Source organism: Ottowia sp. VDI28 (assembly GCF_049532675.1).
In the GTDB taxonomy this organism is placed as follows: domain Bacteria; phylum Pseudomonadota; class Gammaproteobacteria; order Burkholderiales; family Burkholderiaceae_C; genus Ottowia.
The window spans coordinates 358858-382613 of record NZ_CP149820.1 but is presented as its reverse complement, the minus strand read 5'-3'; the positions used below and the strand labels follow the sequence as shown (position 1 = coordinate 382613).

18 protein-coding genes and 1 pseudogene are annotated in these 23756 nt (G+C 63.2%); 11 read left to right on the top strand and 8 right to left on the bottom strand.

Features of this window, described 5'->3' with window-relative positions:
* Positions 1–24: 24 nt before the first annotated feature.
* From WJU18_RS01720 to WJU18_RS01700, 5 genes are read left to right on the top strand one after another with little or no spacing between them, the layout of a single operon-like run.
* The gene (locus tag WJU18_RS01720; RefSeq protein WP_423458453.1) at positions 25–1626 is read left to right on the top strand and encodes a GMC family oxidoreductase; all 1602 of its coding nucleotides are present in this window, start codon (positions 25–27) and stop codon (positions 1624–1626) included.
* Between the two features lie 20 nt (positions 1627–1646).
* A complete protein-coding gene (locus WJU18_RS01715; RefSeq protein ID WP_423458452.1) occupies positions 1647–2642 on the top strand; it encodes a Bug family tripartite tricarboxylate transporter substrate binding protein in 996 nt (331 codons plus the stop codon).
* Positions 2643–2644: 2 nt separating this feature from the next.
* On the top strand, positions 2645–4069 hold the full coding sequence (locus tag WJU18_RS01710) for an aldehyde dehydrogenase family protein (RefSeq protein WP_423458451.1): 1425 nt from the start codon (positions 2645–2647) through the stop codon (positions 4067–4069).
* Positions 4066–5472, top strand: coding sequence for an MmgE/PrpD family protein (locus tag WJU18_RS01705; RefSeq protein WP_423458450.1), 1407 nt, complete (start codon positions 4066–4068; stop codon positions 5470–5472). The genes WJU18_RS01710 and WJU18_RS01705 overlap by 4 nt, the downstream gene beginning before the upstream one ends.
* Before the next feature lie 51 nt (positions 5473–5523).
* On the top strand, positions 5524–6219 hold the full coding sequence (locus tag WJU18_RS01700) for a transglutaminase-like domain-containing protein (protein WP_423458449.1): 696 nt from the start codon (positions 5524–5526) through the stop codon (positions 6217–6219).
* 11 nt (positions 6220–6230) lie between these two features.
* Here the strand turns inward: WJU18_RS01700 and WJU18_RS01695 are convergent, their stop codons facing one another.
* Both WJU18_RS01695 and WJU18_RS01690 read right to left on the bottom strand, forming a co-directional pair.
* A complete protein-coding gene (locus tag WJU18_RS01695) occupies positions 6231–9752 on the bottom strand; it encodes an ExeM/NucH family extracellular endonuclease (RefSeq protein ID WP_423458448.1) in 3522 nt (1173 codons plus the stop codon).
* 157 nt (positions 9753–9909) lie between these two features.
* Positions 9910–10836, bottom strand: a complete 927-nt coding sequence (locus tag WJU18_RS01690; RefSeq protein ID WP_423458447.1) for an IclR family transcriptional regulator — start codon at positions 10834–10836, stop codon at positions 9910–9912.
* A gap of 119 nt (positions 10837–10955) precedes the next feature.
* Here WJU18_RS01690 and WJU18_RS01685 point away from each other — a divergent pair, with 119 nt between their 5' ends.
* Both WJU18_RS01685 and WJU18_RS01680 read left to right on the top strand, forming a co-directional pair.
* Positions 10956–11792: a TauD/TfdA dioxygenase family protein gene (locus tag WJU18_RS01685; protein WP_423458446.1), complete on the top strand. Its 837-nt coding sequence runs from the start codon at positions 10956–10958 to the stop codon at positions 11790–11792.
* Positions 11771–12799 carry a Bug family tripartite tricarboxylate transporter substrate binding protein gene (locus WJU18_RS01680; protein WP_423458445.1) on the top strand — a complete coding sequence of 343 codons (1029 nt, stop codon included), beginning with the start codon at positions 11771–11773 and terminating at the stop codon, positions 12797–12799. The genes WJU18_RS01685 and WJU18_RS01680 overlap by 22 nt, the downstream gene beginning before the upstream one ends.
* A 27-nt stretch (positions 12800–12826) precedes the next feature.
* On the opposite strand, the gene metW is transcribed toward WJU18_RS01680, so the two are convergent.
* Complete coding sequence (metW, locus tag WJU18_RS01675; RefSeq protein ID WP_423458444.1) at positions 12827–13408, bottom strand: methionine biosynthesis protein MetW; 582 nt, start codon at positions 13406–13408, stop codon at positions 12827–12829.
* Positions 13401–14582, bottom strand: coding sequence for a homoserine O-succinyltransferase MetX (metX, locus tag WJU18_RS01670; protein ID WP_423458443.1), 1182 nt, complete (start codon positions 14580–14582; stop codon positions 13401–13403). The genes metW and metX overlap by 8 nt, the downstream gene beginning before the upstream one ends.
* A 442-nt stretch (positions 14583–15024) precedes the next feature.
* Between metX and WJU18_RS01665 the strand changes: the two genes are divergently transcribed.
* The 4 genes from WJU18_RS01665 (at position 15025) to WJU18_RS01650 (ending at position 20129) form a co-directional block, all read left to right on the top strand.
* Positions 15025–16011 (top strand): Bug family tripartite tricarboxylate transporter substrate binding protein, encoded by a 987-nt coding sequence (locus WJU18_RS01665; RefSeq protein ID WP_423460912.1) that lies wholly within the window; start codon positions 15025–15027, stop codon positions 16009–16011.
* 127 nt (positions 16012–16138) lie between these two features.
* Positions 16139–18304 carry an acetate--CoA ligase family protein gene (locus tag WJU18_RS01660; protein ID WP_423458442.1) on the top strand — a complete coding sequence of 722 codons (2166 nt, stop codon included), beginning with the start codon at positions 16139–16141 and terminating at the stop codon, positions 18302–18304.
* Between the two features lie 159 nt (positions 18305–18463).
* Positions 18464–19201, top strand: a complete 738-nt coding sequence (locus WJU18_RS01655; protein WP_423458441.1) for an enoyl-CoA hydratase/isomerase family protein — start codon at positions 18464–18466, stop codon at positions 19199–19201.
* 355 nt (positions 19202–19556) lie between these two features.
* Positions 19557–20129: an RNA recognition motif domain-containing protein gene (locus WJU18_RS01650; RefSeq protein WP_423458440.1), complete on the top strand. Its 573-nt coding sequence runs from the start codon at positions 19557–19559 to the stop codon at positions 20127–20129.
* 194 nt (positions 20130–20323) lie between these two features.
* On the opposite strand, the gene WJU18_RS01645 is transcribed toward WJU18_RS01650, so the two are convergent.
* From WJU18_RS01645 to WJU18_RS01630, 4 genes and pseudogenes are all read right to left on the bottom strand, one after another.
* Positions 20324–21097 carry an SDR family oxidoreductase gene (locus tag WJU18_RS01645; RefSeq protein WP_423458439.1) on the bottom strand — a complete coding sequence of 258 codons (774 nt, stop codon included), beginning with the start codon at positions 21095–21097 and terminating at the stop codon, positions 20324–20326.
* The gene (gene lptC / locus WJU18_RS01640; RefSeq protein ID WP_423458438.1) at positions 21060–22076 is read right to left on the bottom strand and encodes an LPS export ABC transporter periplasmic protein LptC; all 1017 of its coding nucleotides are present in this window, start codon (positions 22074–22076) and stop codon (positions 21060–21062) included. Before lptC ends, WJU18_RS01645 begins: the two co-directional genes overlap by 38 nt.
* The gene (locus WJU18_RS01635) at positions 22073–22645 is read right to left on the bottom strand and encodes a KdsC family phosphatase (RefSeq protein ID WP_423458437.1); all 573 of its coding nucleotides are present in this window, start codon (positions 22643–22645) and stop codon (positions 22073–22075) included. The genes lptC and WJU18_RS01635 overlap by 4 nt, the downstream gene beginning before the upstream one ends.
* 130 nt (positions 22646–22775) lie before the next feature.
* Positions 22776–23752 (bottom strand): annotated as a pseudogene (locus WJU18_RS01630) (KpsF/GutQ family sugar-phosphate isomerase).
* Positions 23753–23756 lie beyond the last annotated feature (4 nt).

Below are 23756 nucleotides of genomic sequence, written 5' to 3'. Positions count from 1 at the left end.
AATACAGCAACACGCCTGCCGATCATGCTTGATTGCTACGATTTCATCATCGTTGGCGCGGGAACCTCTGGATCCGTGCTGGCCAACCGGCTATCCGAAGACCCTTCCCGATCGGTGTTGCTGGTCGAGGCGGGTCCGCGGCCGCGGGGGCTGTGGGTCAACATGCCTGCCGGTGTGTCCAAGCTCATTTTCCCTGGCCCCTACAACTGGGGATTCCATACCGAACCCGAACCAGAGCTGGCCGGCCGCCGCATCTATGCGCCGCGCGGCCGGGGCTTGGGCGGCTCAAGCCTGATCAACGGCATGGCCTTCTTTCGTGCCCAGCCGCAGGACTACGAGGACTGGAAAGCCCTGGGCGTGCAGGGCTGGGGCTGGTCGGATCTGCTCCCCCTTTTCAGGAAGATCGAGCGCCGGGACGAAGGCACCTCCACGCAACGCGGCCGGTCGGGCGAGCTGCACATCACCGACCCTCTATATGTGCACGAGTCCACCAGGGACTTCATGCACGCGGCGCAGGGCATGGGTGTCCGGGCCAACGCGGACTTCAACGAAGAAGGCGCCGACGGCGTGGGTCTGATCCAGTTCAACATCGACAAGGGCGAGCGGCACAGCGCCGACAAGGCGTTTCTATATCCGGCGATGCGGACCCGCCCCAACCTGACCGTTCTCACCGATGCGCAGGTGGCGCGCGTGCTGCTGGACGAGCAACGTACCGCGACCGGTATCGAGGTGCGCCCCACAGGCGCTCCTTTGCGGCAAATCCGGTGCCGCCGCGAAGTGATTCTGTGCGCGGGCGCATTCGGATCACCTCAACTGCTCCTCAATTCGGGGGTCGGGCCGGAAGATGCCTTGCGGGAAGCCGGTGTCCCGGTACGCCATGCCCTTCGGGGCGTGGGGCACAACCTGCAGGATCACATGTACATCCACCATACGTTCGCCTGTGATGACGCCGCTTCGCTGAACGCCCAGTTCCGGGGCGCGCGCTCCATCCTGCGCGGCGTTCAGTACCTGCTCACCAAGCAAGGTCCCCTGACGACAGGGGCTTCCCAGGCTTGCGCGTTTGTCCGCAGCAGCCAGGCTGTCTCCCGGCCAGATTTGCAGATCTGCTTCCGCCCAGTGAGTTGGGTGTTCACACCCGCGGGCAGCATGGAGATCGGCAAGAACCCCGAGCTCACCGTGTCGGTCTGCAACCTGCGGCCGGATTCGCGCGGACAGGTGAAGCTGGCCGGCCACGATCCCTTCGAGGCGCCACGCATTCATGCCAACTATCTGCGGGCGCCCCGGGATCAAGCTGTGGCCATCAGCTCCGTGCGTACCGTCAGGAAGATCTTCGAGCAGGCGCCTCTCGCACAGCGCGTGCGGGCAGAGCTCGCGCCCGGCCAAGCCGCTCAAAGCGATGAACAGATTCTGGACTACGTCCGCCAGACCGCCCAGTCGATGCACCACTGGGCAGGCACTTGCAAGATGGGCACCGACGAAGAGTCCGTTGTGGACTCCGAACTGCGCGTGCACGGCATTCGCCATCTGCGCGTGGCCGACTGCTCGATCCTCCCGCGGATCGTATCCGCCAACACCAATGCCATCTCCTTCGTCGTGGGAGAAAAGGCATCCACTTTCATTAGCTGAAGAAAACGCCAGGAGACCTCATGACCCGCATCACGCGCCGTACAGCCCTCATTGGAGGTGCCGCAGCAGGACTTTCACTCGCGCATCCTCATGCCTTCGCCCAGCCGAACAGCCTCAGATCCGCGCGAGTCACTGTCGGGTTTCCGGCAGGCGATATGGCAGACGTGGTCGCCCGGCTGATCACCGAAGAAATTCGGGGGAAGTACGCGGAGGGCATCATCATCGACAACAAGCCCGGCGCGGCCGCCCGCCTGGCGATCAGCTCGTTCATTCACTACAAGCCTGACGGCTCCGAGGCGCTTTTCACTCCGGGTGCGATGATCTCGCTCTTTCCCCATGTCTTCGAGAAGCTCTCGTACAACCCGCTGGTTGACCTGAAGCCTGTGGGAAATGTCGCCACGTCCGCCATTGCGCTGGCCGTGGGACCAGGTACCCCCGCTGAGGTCAAGACACTGGAGCAGTATCTGGCATGGGCGCGCAAGGATCCCAAGAACCTGTCTTACGCCACGAGCGGCGCGGGCACGGGCATTCACTTCACCGGCGAGTATTTGGCCAAGGTGACCAACACGCCGCTCAACATGGTGCCTTACCGCGGCGGCGCCCCCGCCGTGGCCGACTTGATGGGCGGGCAGATTCCTGCGCAGTTTTCGGTCATCCCTTCGCTCATCGAGCATGCGAGGTCTGGACGGATAAGGCTGTTGGCAGTGTCCAGCGCGGAACGCCAGAAAGCGCTTCCGCAGGTACCCACGTTCAAGGAGTTGGGCTACCCCCAGGTGGTGACCGAGGATTACTTCGGGTTCTTTCTGCCCAAAGGAGCGTCCGACGCATCGGCGCAGGCGCTTCACCGGCAAGTGACCGCCGCGGCGCAGACTCCCAAAGTCATGGCGCAACTGGAAAACCTCGGCCTGACCATAGGCACCAGCGCCTCGCCGGCCGACTACGCGAAGTACGTGGCGGGTGAGCACCGCAAGTGGGGTGAGATCGCCAAACTCATCGACTTCAAACCCATCGCCTGATCATGAGCCTGTCCACCTGGAATCATTTCATCTCGGGCGCTTACTACCCGCCGGACTCCAATCAATACCTGAACGAAACCAGCCCCGTCACGGGCGAGGCGACCTACCACATCGCGCGCGGCTCGGCTTCCGATATCGACCGTGCGGTTCACGCGGCACATGCCGCGCTGGATTCATGGCGAAGCACGAAAGCGCTCGACCGCGGCAGGATCCTGGTCAAAATCGCCCAGGCCCTGCGCGACAAGGCCGAGGAGCTGGCGCTGATCGAGCAAACCGAGATGGGTAAATCTCTCGCCCAGACCCGCGTCGACATCGAAATCGCGGCTCAGTATTTCGAGTTCTATGGCGGCCTCGCGCCTTCCATCGAAGGCGAGACCATCGACATCGGTCCTGGCAAACTCTGCTACACGGTCAAGGAGCCTTATGGGGTGGTCGCTTGCATCACGCCGTGGAACGCGCCCATCAATCAGGCCGCCAGGGCCGTCGCACCGGCTCTGGCTGCGGGAAACACCGTCGTGGCCAAGCCCTCTGAATTCACCTCCGTCTCCACACTGAGGTTGGCGGAGATCGCGCATGAATGCGGTTTGGCGGCCGGCGCGTTCAACGTGGTGACCGGCAATGGCCTCGAAGCTGGTGCACCGCTCGTCTCGCATGCGCTGGTGTCCAAGATTGCCTTCACAGGTTCTCTTCGGGCGGGGCGGGAAATTGGCATCAAGGCAGCAGAGCGGATCGTCCCCGTCACGCTGGAGCTCGGCGGCAAATCGCCAGACATCGTGTTTGCAGACGCTGACCTCGCAGCGGCAGCCAGGGGTGCCGCGCGCGGATTCACCATCAACGCCGGACAGGCCTGCATCGCGGGGACCAGAATCCTGGTTGAAAAATCAGTGCGCGAACAATTCCTGCCCCTGCTGAAAGCCGAGGTGGAAAAGCTGAAAGTGGGCGCAAGCGATGACTGCCAGATTGGCCCGATCATCACGCAGCCGCAGTTTCAGAAGGTGTGTGAATTCTTCGACATTGCACGCGATGAAGGGGCCGAGTTGGTCACCGGCGGCCAGCGTCAGAAAGGCCCGGGATACTTCGTACAGCCTACGGTCTACGCGAACCTGAAATCTGATTCACGCATCGCGCGCGAGGAAATTTTCGGCCCCGTATGCGCGGTCATCGAGTTCGCCGATGAGGCCGAAGCCATCAAGATCTCCAACGATTCGAACTACGGCCTGGCGGCAGGCCTGTGGACGCAAAACCTCTCGCGTGCGCATCGGGTGGCGGGCAAGCTGCAGGCTGGTCAGGTGTACATCAACGAGTATCCGTCGGGAGGCGTGGAAACCCCATTCGGCGGCTACAAGCAAAGCGGCATCGGGCGCGAGAAAGGCCGCGAGGCCTTGAACCACTACTCCCAGCTCAAAACGGTCATCGTCACCCTATGACACGCTCAGGCCCTTCTACACCTGCGCTCTTGGGGTTGACCGCGCGCCTGGGCGCGTTCGTCGCCGGCTCTCCCCGGCGGAGCCTCTCTGGGCGCCTGCAGACCATCGTGCGCAACGGATTCGCCGATACCGTGGCAACTATGATCGCCGGCCGCATGGAACCTGCCGCCCAGATCGCGCGGCGCTGGGCGGCATCCAGGCAGAGCCCTGGTCGTGGCCAGGCGCATGTCTTGCTCAGCCAGGAACAGATGAGCGCGCGAGACGCCGCCCTCGTGAACGGCGTGGCGGCTCATGCACTGGACTATGACGATGTGGGGCTGCAAGGCCACCCCAGCGCGGTGCTGGTGTCCGCGCTTCTGGCCGAAGGCGAGCGCCTGGGCTCCAGCGGAAACGACTTGATCAATGCCTATGTGGCCGGGCACGAGGTCTGGGCCGAGTTGATCTCACGCGACCACGATCTTCATCATCTGAAGGGCTGGCACCCGACGGGCGTCTTCGGCACGCTGGCAGCGGCCTCAGCGATTGCGGCCTTGCGCGGACTGGATGCCGAACGTGCCGCCCACGCCTTGGGCCTGGCCGCGAGCATGGCGTCAGGCCTGGCCGCCAACTTCGGCAGCATGGCCAAACCATTCCATGCCGGCCAGGCAGCGGCGCACGGCATCGATGCGGCTGACCTGGCGCAAGCGGGCATGACTGCGGCACCTGATGTGCTGGAGCATCCCAAGGGCTTTCTCACAGCCATTTCCGCCGGCGGGCGAGTCAATCTTGAGCCTCTTCCCGCCGATTTCGGCAGCGTAGCTCGCCTGGAATCCCTGGGGCTGACCGTCAAGAAATATCCCATGTGCTTCGCCACGCATCGCGTGATCGACGCCGCGATGGATCTCGTCAAGGCGAATGATTTTGGCGCGGCGCAGTTGGTGTCCGCGGAAGCCACGGTGGGCCCGGCACAGGCCTCGATGCTGCGCAACGCACGGCCGGCCACCGGGCTCGAGGCCAAGTTCAGTCTTCAGTTCGCAGTGGCGGCCCCCTTGGTCGCCCACGCGTGCGGCCTTGAACAACTCGAGGATACATTCGTTCAGCGGCCCGATGTGCAGTCGCTCTTCGAGAAGCTGAGCATCCGCATCGTGAACACGTCTCACCCGACCGAGCCCACACTCGCTGCCAGCGACCGGCTGGTACTGCATCTCAGCGACGGGCGTTGCCTGGACAGCGGTGAAGTCTTCGTGGCCCGGGGCGAGGCGAGCGCACCCCTCCGGGATGGGGATCTGGCAGCCAAGTTTCACGACTGCGCGCGCACGGTGGAACCTGCCGCGCGCCAAGCGCTCTTGGATACGCTGCTGAGCCTCCCCGATGTTCGGTCTGTTTCACAGATCGTCCAATCCGGGCTTGCCTGCAAGCTCTGAGAATTTCCGGCGCGCCGGTGGTGTGCCTGGAAATTTGGTACCGTAGGCCCCATGCAAGACACACCCACCCCCGCCCATCTGGCCGCCACGGAAGCCATCGACGCCGATCAGCCCTCGGTCATTCAATTTGCCCGTACCCACGCGCGCGGCGTCAATGAGCGCGAACGCGCCGTGGCATTGGTCTACGCGGTGCGCGACAGCTTTCTGTACGACCCCTATCGCATCGATTTGTCGCCTGTAGGCATGCGTGCCAGCACCGTGCTGGCCAATGGCTATGGCTGGTGCGTCCCCAAGGCCGCCCTGCTGACAGCGGTTTGCCGTGCCTCCGGCATTCCGGCGCGCCTGGGTTTTGCCGACGTGCGCAACCATATGTCGACCGAGCGCATGCGCGAAACCATGAAAACCGACATGTTCATATGGCACGGCTATACCGAGATCTGGATCGACGGTGCCTGGCGCAAGGCCACGCCTGCGTTCAACCTGAGCCTGTGCGAGAAGTTCGGCCTGCATCCGCTGGATTTCGACGGTGTGCAGGATTCGATCTACCACCCGTTCGACAAGGCCGGCAACCGGCACATGGAGTACGTCAACGAGCGCGGCAGCTTCGATGATCTTCCGCTCGCTCGCATCGTCGCCGACTTTCAGCAGACCTACCCCAACTGGCTGCGCCAGGCCGGCCTTCAGAGCGAACTGGCGCGAAGCGATTTCCTGGCCGACGTGGCGCGAGAAACCGCTTCAGGTCAATAACTACTGGCCGATCATTTGCGCCGGCGCTGCTGCTGGGCAGCCGCCCCCGCCAGCAGCAGAGTCATCAGCAGCAGCGCCCACTCGCCGAGCGTAGGCACCGGGGTCAATGCACCTCCCGTGCCGCCTCCAAGCGGTACGCCCACAACGACTGGATCAGTGATGCTTCCGTTGGCCGCCAGATCGGCATCGCCATCAGCGCCGTCGGTCAATGCGAACGTCGCCGTATGGCCGCTGATGGTGGCTGGCACCGTATACCAGTGGTCAGTAGCGTTGTCATGCGTGGGGCCCCATTTCCAGAGCTTGGCGTTGGCCGGCAAGGCTTGCGGATAAGTCAGCGTCAGTGTCAGACCACCGCCCTCCCCACAACCATTAGCCGTGAACGACAGCATGTCGGAGGAGATTTTCCAGCCCGCCGGTGCAGCGGCCGGCAAAGTGCCCGAGAGTGCCGGAGTGCCTGCCAAACGGCAAGTGGTCTGGCTGAACTGGCCCGAGAGATCACCCGCACCACCAGACAGCGGCAGCGTGAACTGCTCCGGAGGCACCTCGCCCAGGTTCAAGCCGATCACCATGGGGTTGTGGTCGCTGGAACGGTACTGGTCAGCCGCGTAGAAACTCGTCTGTTGTTCGGCGCTCTTGTACTCCAGGTTGTAGTCGAGTACCCCCGGTTCCTCGGCGTTGATATGCCACTTGTAGACGCCCGCGACCTGGCCGCTGGAAGCCAGCGCGCTGCTGGCAAAAATATGGTCCAGCGAACCCCACAGGCCGTCGAACGAATAGGAGTAGCCGGTCGATACTTTCTGAAAACCACCCACCAACAGGTCGGTCATCGTCTTTTCCGCGCTGTAGGCGTTGAAGTCGCCCAGGAGCAGAACGTCCGCATCGTCATCACCCGTGGGATGGGTGCCCAGCCATTGCAGCAGATGCGCGGCCGCGCGCTCGCGCGCCAAGGTGCTCGAGCCCTGACCGTCACCGGCATCTTCGCCTTGCAGGGCCGTACCGCTGCCCTTGGATTTGAAGTGGTTTACCACCACCGTGAATTTCTCGCCGTCGGCTTGTGACTGGAAAGTCTGCGCCACCGGCACCCGGTTGCCGTAAGTGGTGCCCACGAATGCATCGTAGGTGCCGGTATCAGGTGTGACCGCAGCGCCCACTGGGGTGACCTTGCCGGGTTTGTAGAGAATGGCCACCGTGATCGCATCCGTGCCGGTGTTGGCCTGCTTCACATAGGCGAAGGTGTTGGCGCCAGCGGCGTCGTTGAGCGCATCCACCAGCGACTTGATGGCGCTCTTGCCGTTATGGGCCGTGGCGTCCGTGGGCGCGTCGAAGCCGTTGTTCTGGATTTCCATCAGGCCGTAGACATCGGCATTCAAGCCAATCAGGTTGGCGACGATCTTGTCCAGTTGGCGCTGGTATTCCGTGGCATTGCTGGCCCCTCGGCCCGCGATACTGCCGCCGCCGTTGGTCACGAACTGGGTGGTGCCCAGCGTGCTGAAGAAGTTCAGCACGTTCGCCGAAGCCACCTTGATTTCTGCGCCCTGGATGGCTGCAGGAATGTCCGCCGCCGTGGGGCGTAGGGCCGGGCTGAAGTTGGGAACGACGCCCGCGATCGGCTGAATGCGATAGTTCGTCTCATGGGCGGCCGGTTCAGGCTGAGCGTTGCTGCCGCTGCTGGAGTCGCTGCTGCTCTGCCACACGAACTGATCCAGGATACCAACGATCTTGTCTGTGTAATCGCCCGCTCGCAGCGGGTTGGCGGCCGAGAGCGGCTGCCCGCCACGGCCCACGATGCCCCCGGTCGGGTTTTGCGGGCCGAAGGCGTCATCAAGAAGAATCTGGCTGAGCTTGAGCTGGGCGTTGTAGGCGTCGAACCCTGCCTTGCCTGGCGCATGGGTTTCGGTGTATTGCACTTGCAGATCGTCCGGCGCGAGCGTCACCTGGCCGTAGCGGCCCAGGTTGTAGTTATCGGAAACGACCAGCTTCCCGCCCGTGGTGGCCGAGGACACCTCGACGATCATGCCCTCATAGCGTTCCCAGACATCCATGCTGGCCACGGGCAAGGTGATCTGGACCGAAGCCGGCAGGCTGCCGCCCGAATACACCTCCGTGTAGCTATGCGTGTTGGACAGTTCCGTCTGCCCTTTGTATTCGGTCACCTTGCCGGTCACCTGATAGGTCGTGCCGACCGGGCAAGCGCCGCCGCTCATGAAGCTCGGCAAGTTGGCGGCAAGACTGCCGTAATAGACGAACAGGCCCTCTGAGGTAGCGGGGTCGCTGTCCATTTCCTCGGGCCGCGTGGCCTGCAGCATGAAACCGTTCAATCCGGGTTGGCAGCCTGTCAGCATGCCTTGCACGATGTAGGAGTTGCCGTTGTTCGCGAGGGAGCTGGCCGCGCCGCTGCCTTGTATGGCAGAGATCTTGGTGAAGCTGTTGCTGGGGTCATCGTTGCGGATGACGCCCGAGGCTGTGGCCGCGATCACGCTGCCAGCGCTGGGATTGCTCAACGTGACCGTGAAACCTTCATCGGACTCGCTCGTGGTGTCGCCAGATACCTGGACGGTGATCGTCTTGCTCGTCTCGCCAGCAGCAAAAGCCAGGCTGCCACTGGGCAGTGTGCCGCCGAAATCGGCAGCGTCGGCAGGAGAGGTACCGGTACCCGTGACCGCATAGTTCACGGTGGCAGCCACCGCCGTGTCCCCATCGCGGCTAACGGTGAAGGTAAACGGCGCGGTGCCGCCCTGGCCTTCCTTCTGATCGGCAGACAAGGCCGAAATGGCGAAGGTGGGGCCAGAAGCCGCACTACCGCTCAGCATCGAGAAATCATCGATCGCCAGGCCATGGTCGTTGCCGGGATCGTTTTTCTCGATCCAGCGCAGCCACAGCGTCTGGCTCGGTTGCCAGTTCAAGTTGGACAAGGCTCCGCTGACCGGCGCGCGTCCGGCTGCGTTGCCATCCACGGAGGCGGCCGACGATCCAGTGACGGGCGAATTCCAGGAGAGCGAATCCGTCCAGGTGGCCACCCCGGCAAAGCTGCCGTCGCTGCTGAGACCATACTGCATGACCATGGCTTGCGCGCTGGTGTTGCCGCCGTTGCGCCACTGCTCGCCATTGAAGCTGATGGTCAGCGTGTTGATGGCAGCGCTGGTGGCATTCGTGGCCGCCACGGCGATGTACCCGGCCACCGCACCGGAAGCAGGTGAGCCGAAATAAGCGCCGCCCGAAGCCGTCCCACCCAGGGCCCGTTCCGAGTTACCGCTGGCCCCAAAGCTATAGAACGCGCCAGAGTTCGAGGTGCCGTCACTCGCCTGATAAGTCGCGATGTCGGCGCCAGCGCCCGTATACAGATACCAGCCCGCGAGCGTGCTGCCCTGAATCCAGTCGGCACCCGAGGTGGCCAGCGTGTCGAAATTCTGTGTGTAGTTGCCGGTAAACGCCACCGGCGCAGCCAGCGCCGGTGTGGCCATGCCCAGCAGGGCAGCCAATACCAGCGCTCCGGCAGCCAGCGGTCCCCGATCGGAAAGGGTTGGTGCAAACATGAAAAAGGTCCTCCTCCTCGGCAACGGCACGTTCGCACCGTTGCACTCGATGAAGTACCGTTTGTCGCACCAGGGTGTGAAATGCAGGTGTCAGTTTCACGGCAGGCCTGTGATGGTAGCAGCGCCTTGCGGCCCAGCCTCGTCGCGAAGCGCCACGCTACATATGTGCCGGCAGCGTGTCCCGGGTGATGTCTCGAGCCGTGAACTCCTTGCCCAGCAGAGCGGCCGCCGCGCGAAGTGCCGCAATCACTTTCGGCTCGTGCGCCTCGAGCGCATGGACCGAGGTCTGAGTGGCAATGCCGCAAGAAACCAGTCCGTTCTGATCGAATATCGGCAAAGCGCAGCTTCCTATGCCGACGTATTGCTGAGAGGCCGTACGTGCCAAGCCATCGCGCCTGATTTTTCTCAACTCTTCCGACAATGGCCCCAACCCCGTGGTCGTACAAGGTGTGAACGCTTGATAAGGCTCCTCGCCCAGCCACAAGGGCCAATCCGCCTCTGGCTCATATGCCAGCAGCAATCTGCCAAGCGCCCTTGAATGAATGGCCAGCGGCGTACCCAACTGCACGACATAGCGAACCGGCCCGCTGGCATCGTAGCGATCGCCATACACAAGGGTTCTGCCGAGCCGGTCGAGAAACCCGAACGCCACTGTCATTTTCAATTCATCGCTGACCTGGCGAAGACTGTCTCGAACCAAGCGGCTGACCGAGCCCACCGACATCATCTGCAGGCCCAACCGGAAGGCACGGGACCCCAATTCGAACCCGTTATCCACCCTGCGGACATAACCCAGGGAAACCAGCTCATTGAGCAGCGCAAGCGCACTGGGCTTCGGCGTATTCAACAGCGCACTCAGGCGGCCGAGGGAATAGGGCGCGTCAGGACTGGCCAGCGTCTGCAGCAAATTGAGCACCCGGTTTACCGCCATCGGCCCCGGGCGCGGGGCTTTTCGCTGCATGTGCTGATCAGTTTGTTCGCTTGAAATTCGCATATGTAAATAATAAGCGAACATGGACGCGATGTGAATGAATATTCCATTTGCTGTTGATTTGGCTATTTTTAAGTAAATACCCTCAAACATTCCTCGCCTTTCAGAGATAAGCTATTCCTTCAATGAGCGCATCAGTCGTTCACATATGCATACGATATCCAGGATTTCCACGCGCCTTCACTCACTGAGACGTGGCCACGACCCCAGACATGAGCTCACTTGAATTCACCTCGATCGGCAATACTTTCGGCACCCGGGTCCGGGGTGTGCAGCCGCACCTGCTGCAGGCTCACCCCGAAGCCACCGAGAAGCTCCGGCAGCGGTTGCGTCATGAAGGGGTATTGGTGCTGTCCGGAATGGACATCGGCGCAAACGATTTTGTAGATTTGCTCGGCCTCTTCGGCCAGGTAAGGCCTGCTCGCGTCAAGCACGCTTCGTTGCCGCTGCCCGCAAGCGACTATGTGTTTGTCGGGCAACGAACTGCCGATACGCCGCAAAAGCTCACGCGCGGCGACGTGGCGCATGTCTGGCACGTAGACTACAGCACCTCAGGACCTATTCCCCAGTATTCAGCCCAATACACGGTAAAGGCCGATCCAGGCGGCGGCACGCTGGGCTTTGCCGACATGAGGCAAGTTCACGCCGCTTTGCCCGAACACACGAAGACCCAGATCCAGAATCTTTGGGCCATTCATTACGAACACCCTGTCGGCGTCGATGTCGAGCCCCCTGGCCAAGCCGCGGCCCTTTCATGGGACGAACGCCACCAGGGCACCGCACACCCCCTGGTCATGCATGACAGCGCCGGCCGGCCCTTCCTCTGCCTGCCTGCCCGCCCTGACAGCCCGATCCAGGGATGGAGCGAGCGCACCAGCGCTGAACTTCTGGATTTTCTGTGGTCGCACCTCGAGCCGCACGGCAGCGGCTGGGAGTACGAACCACAGGCAGGCGACATCGTGATCTGGGACAACCGCGCACTGGCTCACAAACGCGCCGAATGGCCATTGAACAAGGAAAGACTCGCATGGTTCATCACGACGAACTGAAAACCGCACAGGTCCCGTTTTCAGAAAACGCGCTCCAGGGCGTGAACAGGCGCCAGGCGCTTGGCCTGATGGCCGCGGCCGGCTCCTCCCTGGCGCTTGCGCCGGCCGTGGCCGAGGCGCAGATGGGCGGAGAAGTGTTCACGCTCCTCGTACCTTTTTCCTCAGGGTCTCCGCCTGACATATTCAGCCGCCTGTTTGGAGACAAGCTCTCGAGGAAGATGGGAAGACCCGTGGTCATCTCGCTTCGGCCGGGCGCAAGCACCACCATTGGAACAGCGCTCGCGGCCCAGGCGAAGCCAAACGGCCAGATGATGCTGTATGCGACCAATTCATCCCTCACGGCCGCGCCGGGTATTTTCAAGAAGCTGCCCTACGATCCGGAGAAGGATTTTTCCGCCGTGACGGTCATGCTCGAATCCGTGTTCTGCATTCTGGTGCGCGCGGAAGATGCGCATCTCGGCGTCGAGGGCCTGGTAAAACGCATCAAGGCTGATCCCGGGGGGAACGCCATGGGCGGCGGCAGCACGACTGCGGAGGTGGCCCACAGGCTGCTGGAAAAAGCCGCGGGGGTCAAATTTCCCTACGCACGGTACAACTCGAACAGCCTCTACACCGACCTGATGGGCAAAGTGCTGAATGCAGCCTGGTGTCCCATGAGTACTGCGCTGAACTTCGGCAGGAAAAACAACCTGCACATCGTGGCGGTGACTGGCGCCAAGCGGCTCGCGCAGTTTCCTGAAATTCCCACCATCGCCGAGACATTTCCTGATGCGGTGGTCGAGAGCTGGAGCGGCTTCTTTGTTCCTTCGGCGACACCGCGGCCGATCGTCGAGAAACTCTGGCAGGACGTCCGATCAGTGCTGCTGGATCCCGAGATCATCGAACGCGGAAAGGTTGAAGGCAATCGGGCACTCAACCTGAATCCCCAGCAGTCGGATGAGTATGTCAAAAAGGACTTCCCGAAATGGAAAGCCCTGTATGAGGCCGCTCAGATTTTCCCGGCATGATCCCGCGCACTGTTGTGCGGGGTGTGCTCAGCGCTGCAGCTTGAACACCGCTGTGCTGGCCCGCCAGTTGGGCAGGCTGCGCACCTCGCGCCCACCTTCGAAGCCGAAGGCATCGAGGATCTTCAGGCCGTTCCTGCGCGCCAGCACCTCGAAATCCTTGTAGGTGCCCACGCGGATGTTGGGCGTGTCATACCACTGGTAAGGCAGGCGCCGCGTCACGGGCATGCGTCCGCGCAGCACCTGCAGGCGGTTCGGCCAGTGCGCGAAATTGGGAAAGGCGATGATGCCCGTGCGCCCCACCCGCGCGGTTTCGCGCAGCATGACCTCGACATTGCGCAGATGCTGCAGGGTGTCGATCTGCAGCACCACGTCGAAGCTCTGATCTTGAAAAGCCTTCAGCCCCTGGTGCAAGTTGAGCTGCAGGACATTCACGCCGCGCTGTACGCACGCAAGCACGTTGGCATCGTCGATCTCGATGCCGTAGCCGGTGCAGCGGCGCTCGCGCATCAACTCCTCCAGCAGCGCGCCGTCGCCGCAACCAAGATCAAGCACGTGCGAACCTTCTGGCACCAGGGAGGCAATGAGATGCTGAATGCTGGCCTCACTCATTGGGCACCTCCACGCTTCGGGTTGCGGCGCCTGCTTTCCCGTCGGCCGCGATGTTTTCAAAATAAGAACGCACCACGCTCAGGTAACGAGGATCCTCCAGCAGGAACGCATCGTGGCCATGGGGTGCATCGATCTCGGCATAGCTCACCTCGCGGCGGTTCTCCAGCAGCGCCTTGACGATCTCCCGTGAGCGCGCGGGTGAGAAGCGCCAATCAGTCGTGAAGCTGGCCAGTAGGAACTTGGCCTTGGTCTGCGCCAGGGCCTTCGTCAGGTCGCCGCCGTAAGCCCGCGCCGGATCGAAATAGTCCAGCGCGCGGGTGATGAGCAGATAGGTATTGGCGTCGAAGTATTCGCTGAACTTGTCGCCCTGGTAACGCAGGTAGCTTTCGATCTGGAACTCGACATCTTGTGTGGAAAAGCGATACCCGCTGGCGTTCTGGGTCACGGCCTCACGCAACTCCCTGCCGAATTTCTCGTTCATCACGTCATCGCTCAGGTACGTGATGTGGCCAATCATGCGCGCAATGCGCAGGCCGCGCTGGGGCACAACACCATGGCGGTAGAAGTGGCCGCCATGGAAGTCTGGGTCGGTCACGATCGCGCGGCGCGCGACCTCATTGAAGGCGATGTTTTCGGCTGACAGATTGGGCGCGCTGGCGATCACCACTGCATGGCGCACGCGCTCAGGGTATTGCAGCGTCCACGAAAGCGCCTGCATGCCGCCCAGGCTGCCGCCCATCACGGCCGCGAGCTGCTGAATCCCCAGGGCATCCAGCAGGCGCGCTTGCGCATCCACCCAATCTTCCACGGTGACCACCGGGAAATCAGCGCCGTAGACCTGTCCCGTATCGGGATTCACATGCATCGGCCCTGTGGAGCCGAAGCAGGATCCCAGGTTGTTTACGCCGATCACGAAGAAGCGGTCGGTATCCACTGGCTTGCCGGAACCGACCATGTTGTCCCACCAGCCTTCGCTGCGGGCCTGCCCCTCATAAACACCCGCCACGTGGTGCGACGCATTCAGGGCATGGCAGATGAGCACCGCATTGCTGCGATCGGCGTTGAGGCGGCCGTAGGTTTCGTAGGTAAGGTCGTAACCACGGATCGACGCGCCGCTTTGGAGAGGCAGCGGCGCCTCGAAATGCATGGTCTGCGGCGTGGCAATGAACGGCATGGCAATAAAAAAAGACCCCCACACTTCCCCGCTTCGCTTGGGTCCATTGCCCCCGAGGGGTGCTTTTTTGTCTCGGGGCGGCCCAAAAACAAAAAACCCGGTTCGCCAAATCGAAACCGGGTTGGGTGCTCAGGCTCGAATTTAGCGGTATTTATTGAGCGCCCGCAAGCAGAGGCAAATCGGCGCTATGCGATGCAGTATAGCGCGAAGGGGTCAAGGCCGCGCTGCAGGTAGATGTTCATAATCCAAGAGCGTGTTCAACGTCTCGGCGCGAGGGCCGTTGTGTTCGAAAAGCTGTGGCTGCAAGGCGAAAACCGCAGGGATACCTCGTGGTATCGCGAGGATTTTCAACGCGGCAGACGCAGTTTTTCGGGCGCAACGGACCCGCGAGGAGACGTTGAACACGCTCTAAGTTCCAACCTGAGGAGACACTGTGAACAAGATGATCCTGAGATCTGTGGCCGCGCTGCTGTCTGGCATGGCCTCATGCTCGCTGCTGCTGGGCACCACGGCCTCGGCACAGACGGCCGAAAACTTTCCGTCCAAACCCGTGCGCATCATGTACCCCTTCTCGCCCGGCGGCGGCATGGAAGTGGTACTACGCGTGATGGCCGAGGGGATGCAGAAATCCATGGGCCAGCCAGTGATCGTCGACAACCGGACCGGCGCCGGCGGAGCCATCGCCGCCAATGCGGCGGCCACCGCACCAGCCGATGGTTACACGCTGTTCGTGGGGCCCGTCGGAATCGCGGCCATCACGCCGCACTTGCGCAAGCTGCCCTATGACGCGCAGAAAGACCTGATCCCTGTGGCCAAGCTGTCGGAGTTCTATCCGGCCTATACCGTCTCCAACAACCTGCCGGTCAAGACGCTCCCCGAATTCATCGCTTACGCCAAAGCCCATCCGGGCGAGGTCAGCTATGCCACCTCGGGCATTGGCTCGCAGGGCCACCTGGGCGGCGAGATGCTGCAAAAAAGCTGGGGCATCAAAATGACCCATGTGCCCTACAAGGGCGCTGCGGACATCACCACCGATCTGCTGGCTGGGCGAGTGAACATGAGCAGCGATGTGACCATGCTGCAGTACGCCAAGCAAGGCAAGGTGCGCCTGCTGGCCACGCAGTCGCCCAAGCGCCTGCCTGATTTCCCCGATGTGCCCACGGTGGATGAAACGGGCGTGCCCGAGGCGCGCACCACGGGCACCTGGTTCGGCGCCTTCGCGCCCAAAGGCACTCCCCAGCCCGTGGTCGACCGCTTGGCCTCCGAGTTCGAGAAAGCGCTCAAGAACCCGGAAGTGGCCGCGCGCATGGCACCCTATGCGATGGTGACGGCTTTTGCGGGCCCTGCTGCCTTCCGCAAGCAATGGGAGCAGGACTACGCGCTCTATGGCCAGACCATCAAGGATCTGGGGCTCAAGCTAGAGAATTGATCCCCCTGAGGCACTGCGTGCCCTCCCCCAGGGGGACGCAGCCAGCGGCCTGGCGGAGCCAGCTCCGCGGCTGCCCTGGGTTGGCCTGCTCCGCGGCCTTTTGTTTTTTTGTGTTGCTGGCTTAGTGATGCATTCTCGAAAAATTGAATTGATGATGGAAATCGCACCGCAAACGTCTTCATTGCAGGCTGTTAGCACGGCCTTGAATCCTCGCGCCGTGGCTATCCTGGGGGCATCGGATGATCTGCTGAAATGGGGCGGCAGCATGTTGAATCTGCTGCGCAAGTTCCATTGGAACGGCTCCATATACCCCGTCAATCCGCGCGCCGAGACGGTGCAGGGCTTGAAGTCCTACCCGAGCGTCAGCGCCATCGGCCAACCTGTCGATGTCGCACTGATTGCCGTCCCCCAAGAGCGCACCGAGGCCGCGTTTGAGGACTGCGCGGCGGCGGGCGTGAAGATCATCCTGATGGTCACTTCGCAGTTTGCCGAAAGCGGGCCGGAGGGTGCCGCGCTGCAGGAAAGGCTTCTGGGCATCGCGGCGCGGGCCGGCATGCGGATCATTGGCCCCAACTGCATGGGCTATTTTCATAGCCACGCCAGCATGAACCTGCTCAATTCGCAGGCCCTGATGCGCAACGAGGTGCTGGTCAAGGGCGAGATCGCGCTCATCAGCCAGAGCGGCGCGCTGGCCGGCGCCATGCTGTCGCGCGCCTATGACCTGGGTACTGGTTTTTCGATCTGCGTCTCGCTGGGCAACCAGGCCGATCTTGAGGTGTGCGATTTCCTCGAGTACGCCATCGATGATGCCAACTCCAAAGTGATTGCCCTCTACGTGGAAGGCATCAAGGATGGCGCCCGGTTCGTGGCATTGCTCCGCCGTGCCCGGACTGCCGGCAAGCCGGTGTTGATCGTCAAGGCTGGGCGGACAGCGCTGGGCCAGAAGGCTGTGCAATCGCACACGGCAAGCCTGGCAGGGGAATTCCGTGTCTTTGAAGCGGCTGTGATGGCGGCTGGCGCAGTGCTGGTGGACGACTTCCTCGAACTGATCGCCCAAGCCGCGGCCTGGACCCGTCTGCCAGCGCCCAGCGGCCCGCAGGTGGCCGTGCTGTCCGGTTCCGGCGGGGGTGGCGCGGTGGCCAGTGATCTAGTGGGGGAAGCCCGTCTGCAGGCGGCAGCGCTCGGTCCGGATACGGTGCAACGCCTGCTGCCCCTCATGCCCGAAGCCGGAGCGCGGTTGCCATTTGATCTGGGCGCGATCCCCGGGCCCATGCGTGCCAACGATCCGAAGTGGCTGCGCAAGGTGCTCGACACCATGCTGACCGACCCTCAGGTTGGCGCGGGCTTGTTTCTCATGACCACCATGCCTGAGATGGTGCAGGCAGCCAACACCATCGTCGAGGTCAACCGCGAAAACAGCAAGCCGGTGACCTTCGTGAACGCGGCCGGCAGCGCCGGTGCTGAGGCGGGCGCCCGGCTCAAGGCGGCGGGGTTGGTCAACTTCGCCAACATCAAGGAAGCGCTGGGCTACCTGCGCAACCGCCTGGCCTGGGAGGCCCATTCGCCCGCCATCTCAGCGCCGGAAGACGCCCCTGCGCGAACTGCCGTGGAGCACGTGGCGGCTTCCTGGGCACCCGGCCTGATCACCGAGCATGACACCAAGCGCCTGCTGGCCGCCGCCGGCATTCCTGTGACACAAGGCGAAGTGGCGCGCAGCGAGGACGACGCCGTGCGGATCGCACGCACCATCGGCTATCCGGTGGTGATGAAACTGGTCTCGGCGCAGATCTCGCACAAGAGCGACGTGGGCGGCGTGGTGCTCGGTGTCGCCGACGACGCCTCCGTGCGGCGGCATTTTCATGCGCTGCAGCAAGCCGCAGGACAAGTACCCGGAGCGGTTTTCGAGGGCGCCCTGGTCCAGCAACAGGCGCGCGCCGATGCCGAGGTGCTGATCGGCACCAAGTGGGACGCGCAGTTCGGCCCCATGCTCATGATCGGCATGGGCGGCACCCTGGTGGAACTTCTGGAGGATACGGCCCTGTTGCCGGCTGGCGCCGACGCGCAGGCCGTCCGGCAAGCCATCCAGGGCCTGCGCCTGTTCCCGCTGCTGAATGGCTATCGTGGCAAACCCAGGGCGGACCTGGATGCCTTGGTAAACCTGGCGCAGCGCTTCGGGCGCATGGCCGTCCAACTGGGCGCGCGGCTACCCGAATGCGAAGCCAATCCCGTCATGGTGCATGGCGATCAGATCGTTGTGGCAGACGCCAGGGCGGTATATGCCATCACCCCTTGATGTCATCACCCCCTGAGTCGCCTTCGGCGCCTTCCCCCTGGAAGGGGGACAACGCCAGTGGCCGGCGCAGGTCCGTCCACGGCGTTCCACGCGTGGCCTGCTCCGCGGCCTCTTGGTCTCTTGGCCTCTTTGCCTTTTGCTTTTTTCTGAGGAACTGACATGAACGCTCCCGTTACCTACGAAGTCCAGGACCACATCGCTTTCATCACTCTGCGCCGGCCCGAGCGGCGCAACGCCCTCAATGCCGAAATGAGTTCGCTCCTTAATGAATACTGGCAGCGTTTCGCCAATGGCCCAGAGCGGGTGGCGCTGCTGTCGGCGGAGGGCGATCACTTCTGTGCCGGTGTGGACGTGACCGATCCGTCCAAGGAAGCATGGAAGGGCGTGCCCAATGTCGGCGCCAAGGTCGACAAGCCGCTCATCAGTGCGGTCCAAGGCTGGGCCGTGGGCGCCGGATTCACGTTGACCATGATGAGCGACCTCTGCGTGGTGGACGAAACAGCCCAGTTCCTTTTCCCCGAGGCGAAGCTCGGCTTGTTCGGCGGCATCACGGCCAGTCTGGTGTCCCGTATTCCGCACAAGGTGGCCCTGGAGTTCCTGATGCTGGGCGACCCCCTGTCCGCCCTGCGCGCCTATGAGGTGGGATTGGTCAACCGCGTGACCGAGAAAGGCAAGGCCTACGATACGGCCCTTGAGATGGCCAGGCGCCTGGCTGACTCCGCACCTCTCGTGCTGCAAACCATCAAGCGGGCCACGCTGGAAACACTACCCAAGTCACCAGCCGAGTTGGCGTACCCCCAGATGGGCTACCTGACGGGCATCGCCCAAAGCGAAGACTATAAGGAAGGCGTGGCCGCGTTCAAGGAAAAGCGCAAAGCGGAATTCAAGGGCCGCTAAGGCCACACCGAACCGCACTGAAACCGCCGAAGCGTTGTTTTCTTGTAGCCATGTCGGCCAGGATTCTGCCGCCCTCGCGCCCGGGGTGTGTCATGATGTGGCCGCCCCTCAAAATCGCCGGAAAGCAGCCTCCGGAAAGCCGATTTCCTATTACCCGCTCAATTTAGTAGGAATTAAAAGGCTTGCTTGACTTTCCTTATTATGGCGCATAATTGACGAGTGCCTAATTTGAAAGGCGCGTGGTCTTGCGGTGAAAAGGTCAGTTTCGCTTCCCCCTCGGTGTTTTTTGCCAGGTCTGATTGAAGGCGTTTTGCGGACTCCATCGCTTTTTATTCGTCATTGAGGAGTCCCTTTAATGGGCAACAAACTTTACGTCGGCAACCTTCCCTACTCGGTGCGCGACGGCGATCTGCAACAGGCGTTCAGCCAATTCGGTGCCGTCACCAGCGCGAAGGTGATGATGGAGCGCGACACCGGCCGCTCGAAAGGCTTCGGCTTTGTCGAGATGGGCAGCGATGCGGAAGCACAAGCAGCCATCAGCGGCATGAACGGCCAATCGTTGGGCGGACGCAACGTCGTCGTCAACGAAGCACGTCCCATGGAACCCCGCCCACCGCGTTCCGGTGGTGGTGGTTTTGGCGGCGGCGGCGGTGGCGGCTACGGTGGTGGCGGCGGCGGCTACGGCGGTGGCCGTCGTGAAGGCGGCGGCGGTTACGGCGGTGGCCGTGGCGAAGGTGGCGGCGGTTATGGCGGCGGCCGTGGTGAAGGCGGCGGCGGTTACGGCGGTGGCCGTGGCGAGGGTGGCTACGGCGGTGGTCGCCGTGAAGGCGGTGGCGGCGACGGCGGTTTCCGCAGCCCCTACGGCTCCGGCCCCCGCGGCGGCGGTCGCCGTGACGGCGGTGGCGGCTACGGCGGCGACGACTATTGATCAGTCCCCAGCAAGCCCCCTCCACTCGGGCGCTTGCCTGAACTGTCAACAAAAAGGCTCCATTAGGAGCCTTTTTTCATCGCCGGGCCGTTCCCAAGATGAAAAAGCCCCCTCGGGGGCAGCGGACCTCGCGACGCGGGGAAGCGTGGGGGCCATTTTTCATGGGTGTTCGTGTTTAAAACGTGAATATATCCTCAGGTTTTTCGCGCTTTTCGTGGCCTGCCGGCCAGCAAACGATCGAACAGTGCATTGGGCAACACACGCAGCAGCTTGGCCGCTACCCCCATCTGCCATGGAATGACGCGGTAGCTCGTGCCCGCCTCGATGGCCTGGACAGCACGCTTGGCAAAGGCCTCCGCTGACATCAGGAATGGCATCCCATAGCGGTTGCCGCGGGTCAGCGGCGTATCCACATAGCCGGGCACGATCGTCACCACCTTGACGCCCGCATCACGCAATTCGCCCCGCAGGCTTTCGCAATAGCTGACCACCCCTGCTTTGCTGGCACAGTAGGCGCCGTGCCCAGGCAAGCCTCGGATGGAGGCTACGCTGGCAATGCCGACCAGAGTGCCGCTGCCACGCGAACGCATGGGCCCGATGAACGGATGGAATGTGGCCGCCATGCCGACGTTGTTGATGGCAAAGGTCTGGGCCATGACATCAATGTCGCCACGCTCAGCGGTATCGATACCGACGCTGATGCCAGCATTGGCGATCACCACGTCGGGGACGCCTTGCGCGGCCAGGCAGGCATGGCCGGCAGCCACGATGCTGTCGGTCTGTGCCACATCGGCACCGTACACCCGCCAGCGTTCGGCCGGCCAGCCCTGCCCAACCGCCCAGGCCCTCAATTCCGCCTCGCGCCGGGCCACCAGGGCCAATTGCCAGCCAGCGCCGAAAAAGCACTGTGCCAAGGCCTGCCCGATGCCGCTAGAAGCACCGGTAATGAAGGCCAAGCGGGAGGTCATGCGATGCCCCCACGCTCTGCACTTCGTGTCGTCGCTGCCCCCCGAGGGGGTGAGCTTGCTTGGGGCGGCCCAGCGCGGCGCTCATTACGATGCCCCCACGCTCTGCACGTCGTGTCGTCGCTGCCCCCCGAGGGGGTGGAGCTTGCTCGGGGCGGCCCAGCGCGGCGCTCATTACGATGCCCCCACGCTCTGCACTTCGTGTCGTCGCTGCCCCCCGAGGGGGTGAGCTTGCTCGGGGCGGCCCAGCGCGGCGCTCATTACGATGCCCCCACGCTCTGCACTTCGTGTCGTCGCTGCCCCCCGAGGGGGTGGAGCTTGCTCGGGGCGGCCCAGCGCGGCGCTCATTTACCCCGGGCTGCGGCGCCCCCTTCATCTGGATAACGCCGCGCACGCGCCCTTTCAGGTTGGCCACTCCGCTGCCGTTGTCGTAGTCGAAGGTATCGCCTGTGAAGCGGTCGTTGCCGCGCAGCAGCTCCACGGGCTTGTCCGAACTCACACGGTCGTCGTCCACGAAGGCGTGGAGGTATTCGCCGCGAAACTCCAGCCGCGGCAAGGTGCTGCCATCTTCGGCAGGCGTGGCATCGCGCACCACGCGGGCATCGCCGAACAGTTGAACCTCGGAGCCATCTCCGTTGGAAATGGCCCGCTGGGCAGTTGCCACCGTGAGCCGGCCTTGTTCATCGAATGAGCGCATGCGCGGCTTCTGAACCTCCAGCGTGTCGGTATCCGGGTAATGGTGGCCTTCGATACCGATAATTTCCGATTGCAACCGGCCAGTGGCATCAAAGCTGCGCACCGAAAAATCGCGCATGAAGTAATCCGGCTCATGCTTGAGCGGCTGCTCGGTGCCCGTCCCCGGCATGTGCGGCGCATTGCGCACCAGCCACCAGGTGCCCAGCGCGAACAACGCCATCAGCAGTACCGGAAGCCAGGTCAGGAAATGGTCCCGTCCCTGGCGCCACAGGCGTGCGGTATTCATGCACCCTCCTTGGGGGCCAGGTATGGCTGCAGCAACGCCCGATAGTGCCCGCTGGCCACGAGCAGGAGATCACAGAATTCCCGTGCCGCGCCTTCGCCACCGCGCAGCGCCGTCACATGGTGGGCCAGGGCCAGGGCTTCGGCATGCGCGTTCGGGGGCGCACAAGCGAAAGCCACGCGCTGCATCACCGGCAGATCGGGCCAATCATCACCCATGGCGGCCGTTTGCGACCAATCCAGGCTCAGCTCGGCCATGAGGGCTGCGGCCGCGGGCAATTTGTCTTCCGTGCCCAGGCGCAAGTGAGTCACCCCGAGGGCGGTCAGGCGGTTACGCAGGGCAGGCGAATCGCGGCCGGAAATCACCGCCGGGGTAATGCCGGCGCGCGCCAGCAGTTTCAGGCCGTGCCCGTCGAGCGTATTGAAGCGCTTGAGCGCCTCGCCCTCACCGGAAAAATACAGGCCGCCGTCGGTCAGCACGCCATCGACATCAAAAATCGCCAGGCGCACACCTTGCGCGCGCAGCAGCAACTCGGGCGGGAAAGCCAGCGCCGGAGAAAAGTGGTCTGTCATATCAGTTCCCGCAACAAAAACCTCCAACGGCCGCAGAGCAGGCCATTCCAGAGCACCCGCGGAGCTGGCTTTGCCAGGCCGCTGGGAGCTTCCCCCAGGGGGAAGGCGCGTAAGCGACTCAGGGGGAACTTCATATCACCTTTGCGCGCATCAGGTCGTTGCTGTTGAGGGCGCCGCACAGCCGGCCCTCATCGTCGAGCACCAGCAGCACGGTGATGCGGTTCTTCTCCATGATCTCGGCGGCTTCTGCAGCCAGGGCATGCTGGCTGATGGTGCGCGGCTGAGGGCGCATCACCTCGCGCGCCGTCAGAGTGCGCAGATCACGCCCGGTTTCCACCAGCCGGCGCAAGTCGCCATCGGTGAAGATACCCAGCACGCGCTCGTCCGTATCCACGATGGCCGCCGCGCCCAGGCCTTTCTCGGAAATCTCACGCATCAGCTCGCTGAATGACGCCTCCGGCGCGGCGCTTGGCACGCCGGTGCCCTCGCGCATCACGTCAGTCACACGCGTGAGCAGGCGGCGCCCCAGCGCACCACCGGGATGCGAACGTGCGAAATCCTCGGCCCTGAAGCCGCGCGCGTCCAGCAGCGCTACGGCCAACGCATCTCCCAGCGCCAACTGCGCGGTGGTGCTGGCCGTGGGTGCCAGGTTCAAGGGACAGGCCTCTTTCTCGACGCTGCTGTTCAACACGATGTCTGCATACCGTGCCAACGCCGACCCGGCCCCCCCGTCATGGCGATGAGCGGCGCGCCCAGCCGCTTGACCAACGGCAGGATCGAGGTGAGTTCCGCGCTCTCGCCGCTGTTGGAGATGGCCAGCACGACATCCATGGCCTGGATCATGCCCAGATCCCCGTGGCTGGCCTCGGCCGGATGCACGAACATGGCCGGCGTGCCCGTGGACGCCAGCGTGGCGGCGATCTTGCGGCCCACGTGGCCGCTTTTCCCCATCCCCATCACCACGACGCGGCCGGTAGCCTGCAAAACCAGTTGCACGGCACGGGCAAAGCCGTTGTCGAGCTGGCGTTTCAGGCCCAGCACGGCAGCGGCTTCAATATCGAGCGTCTCGTGGGCCAGGCGCAGGGCTTCGGCAGGATCGAATGGCATAGAG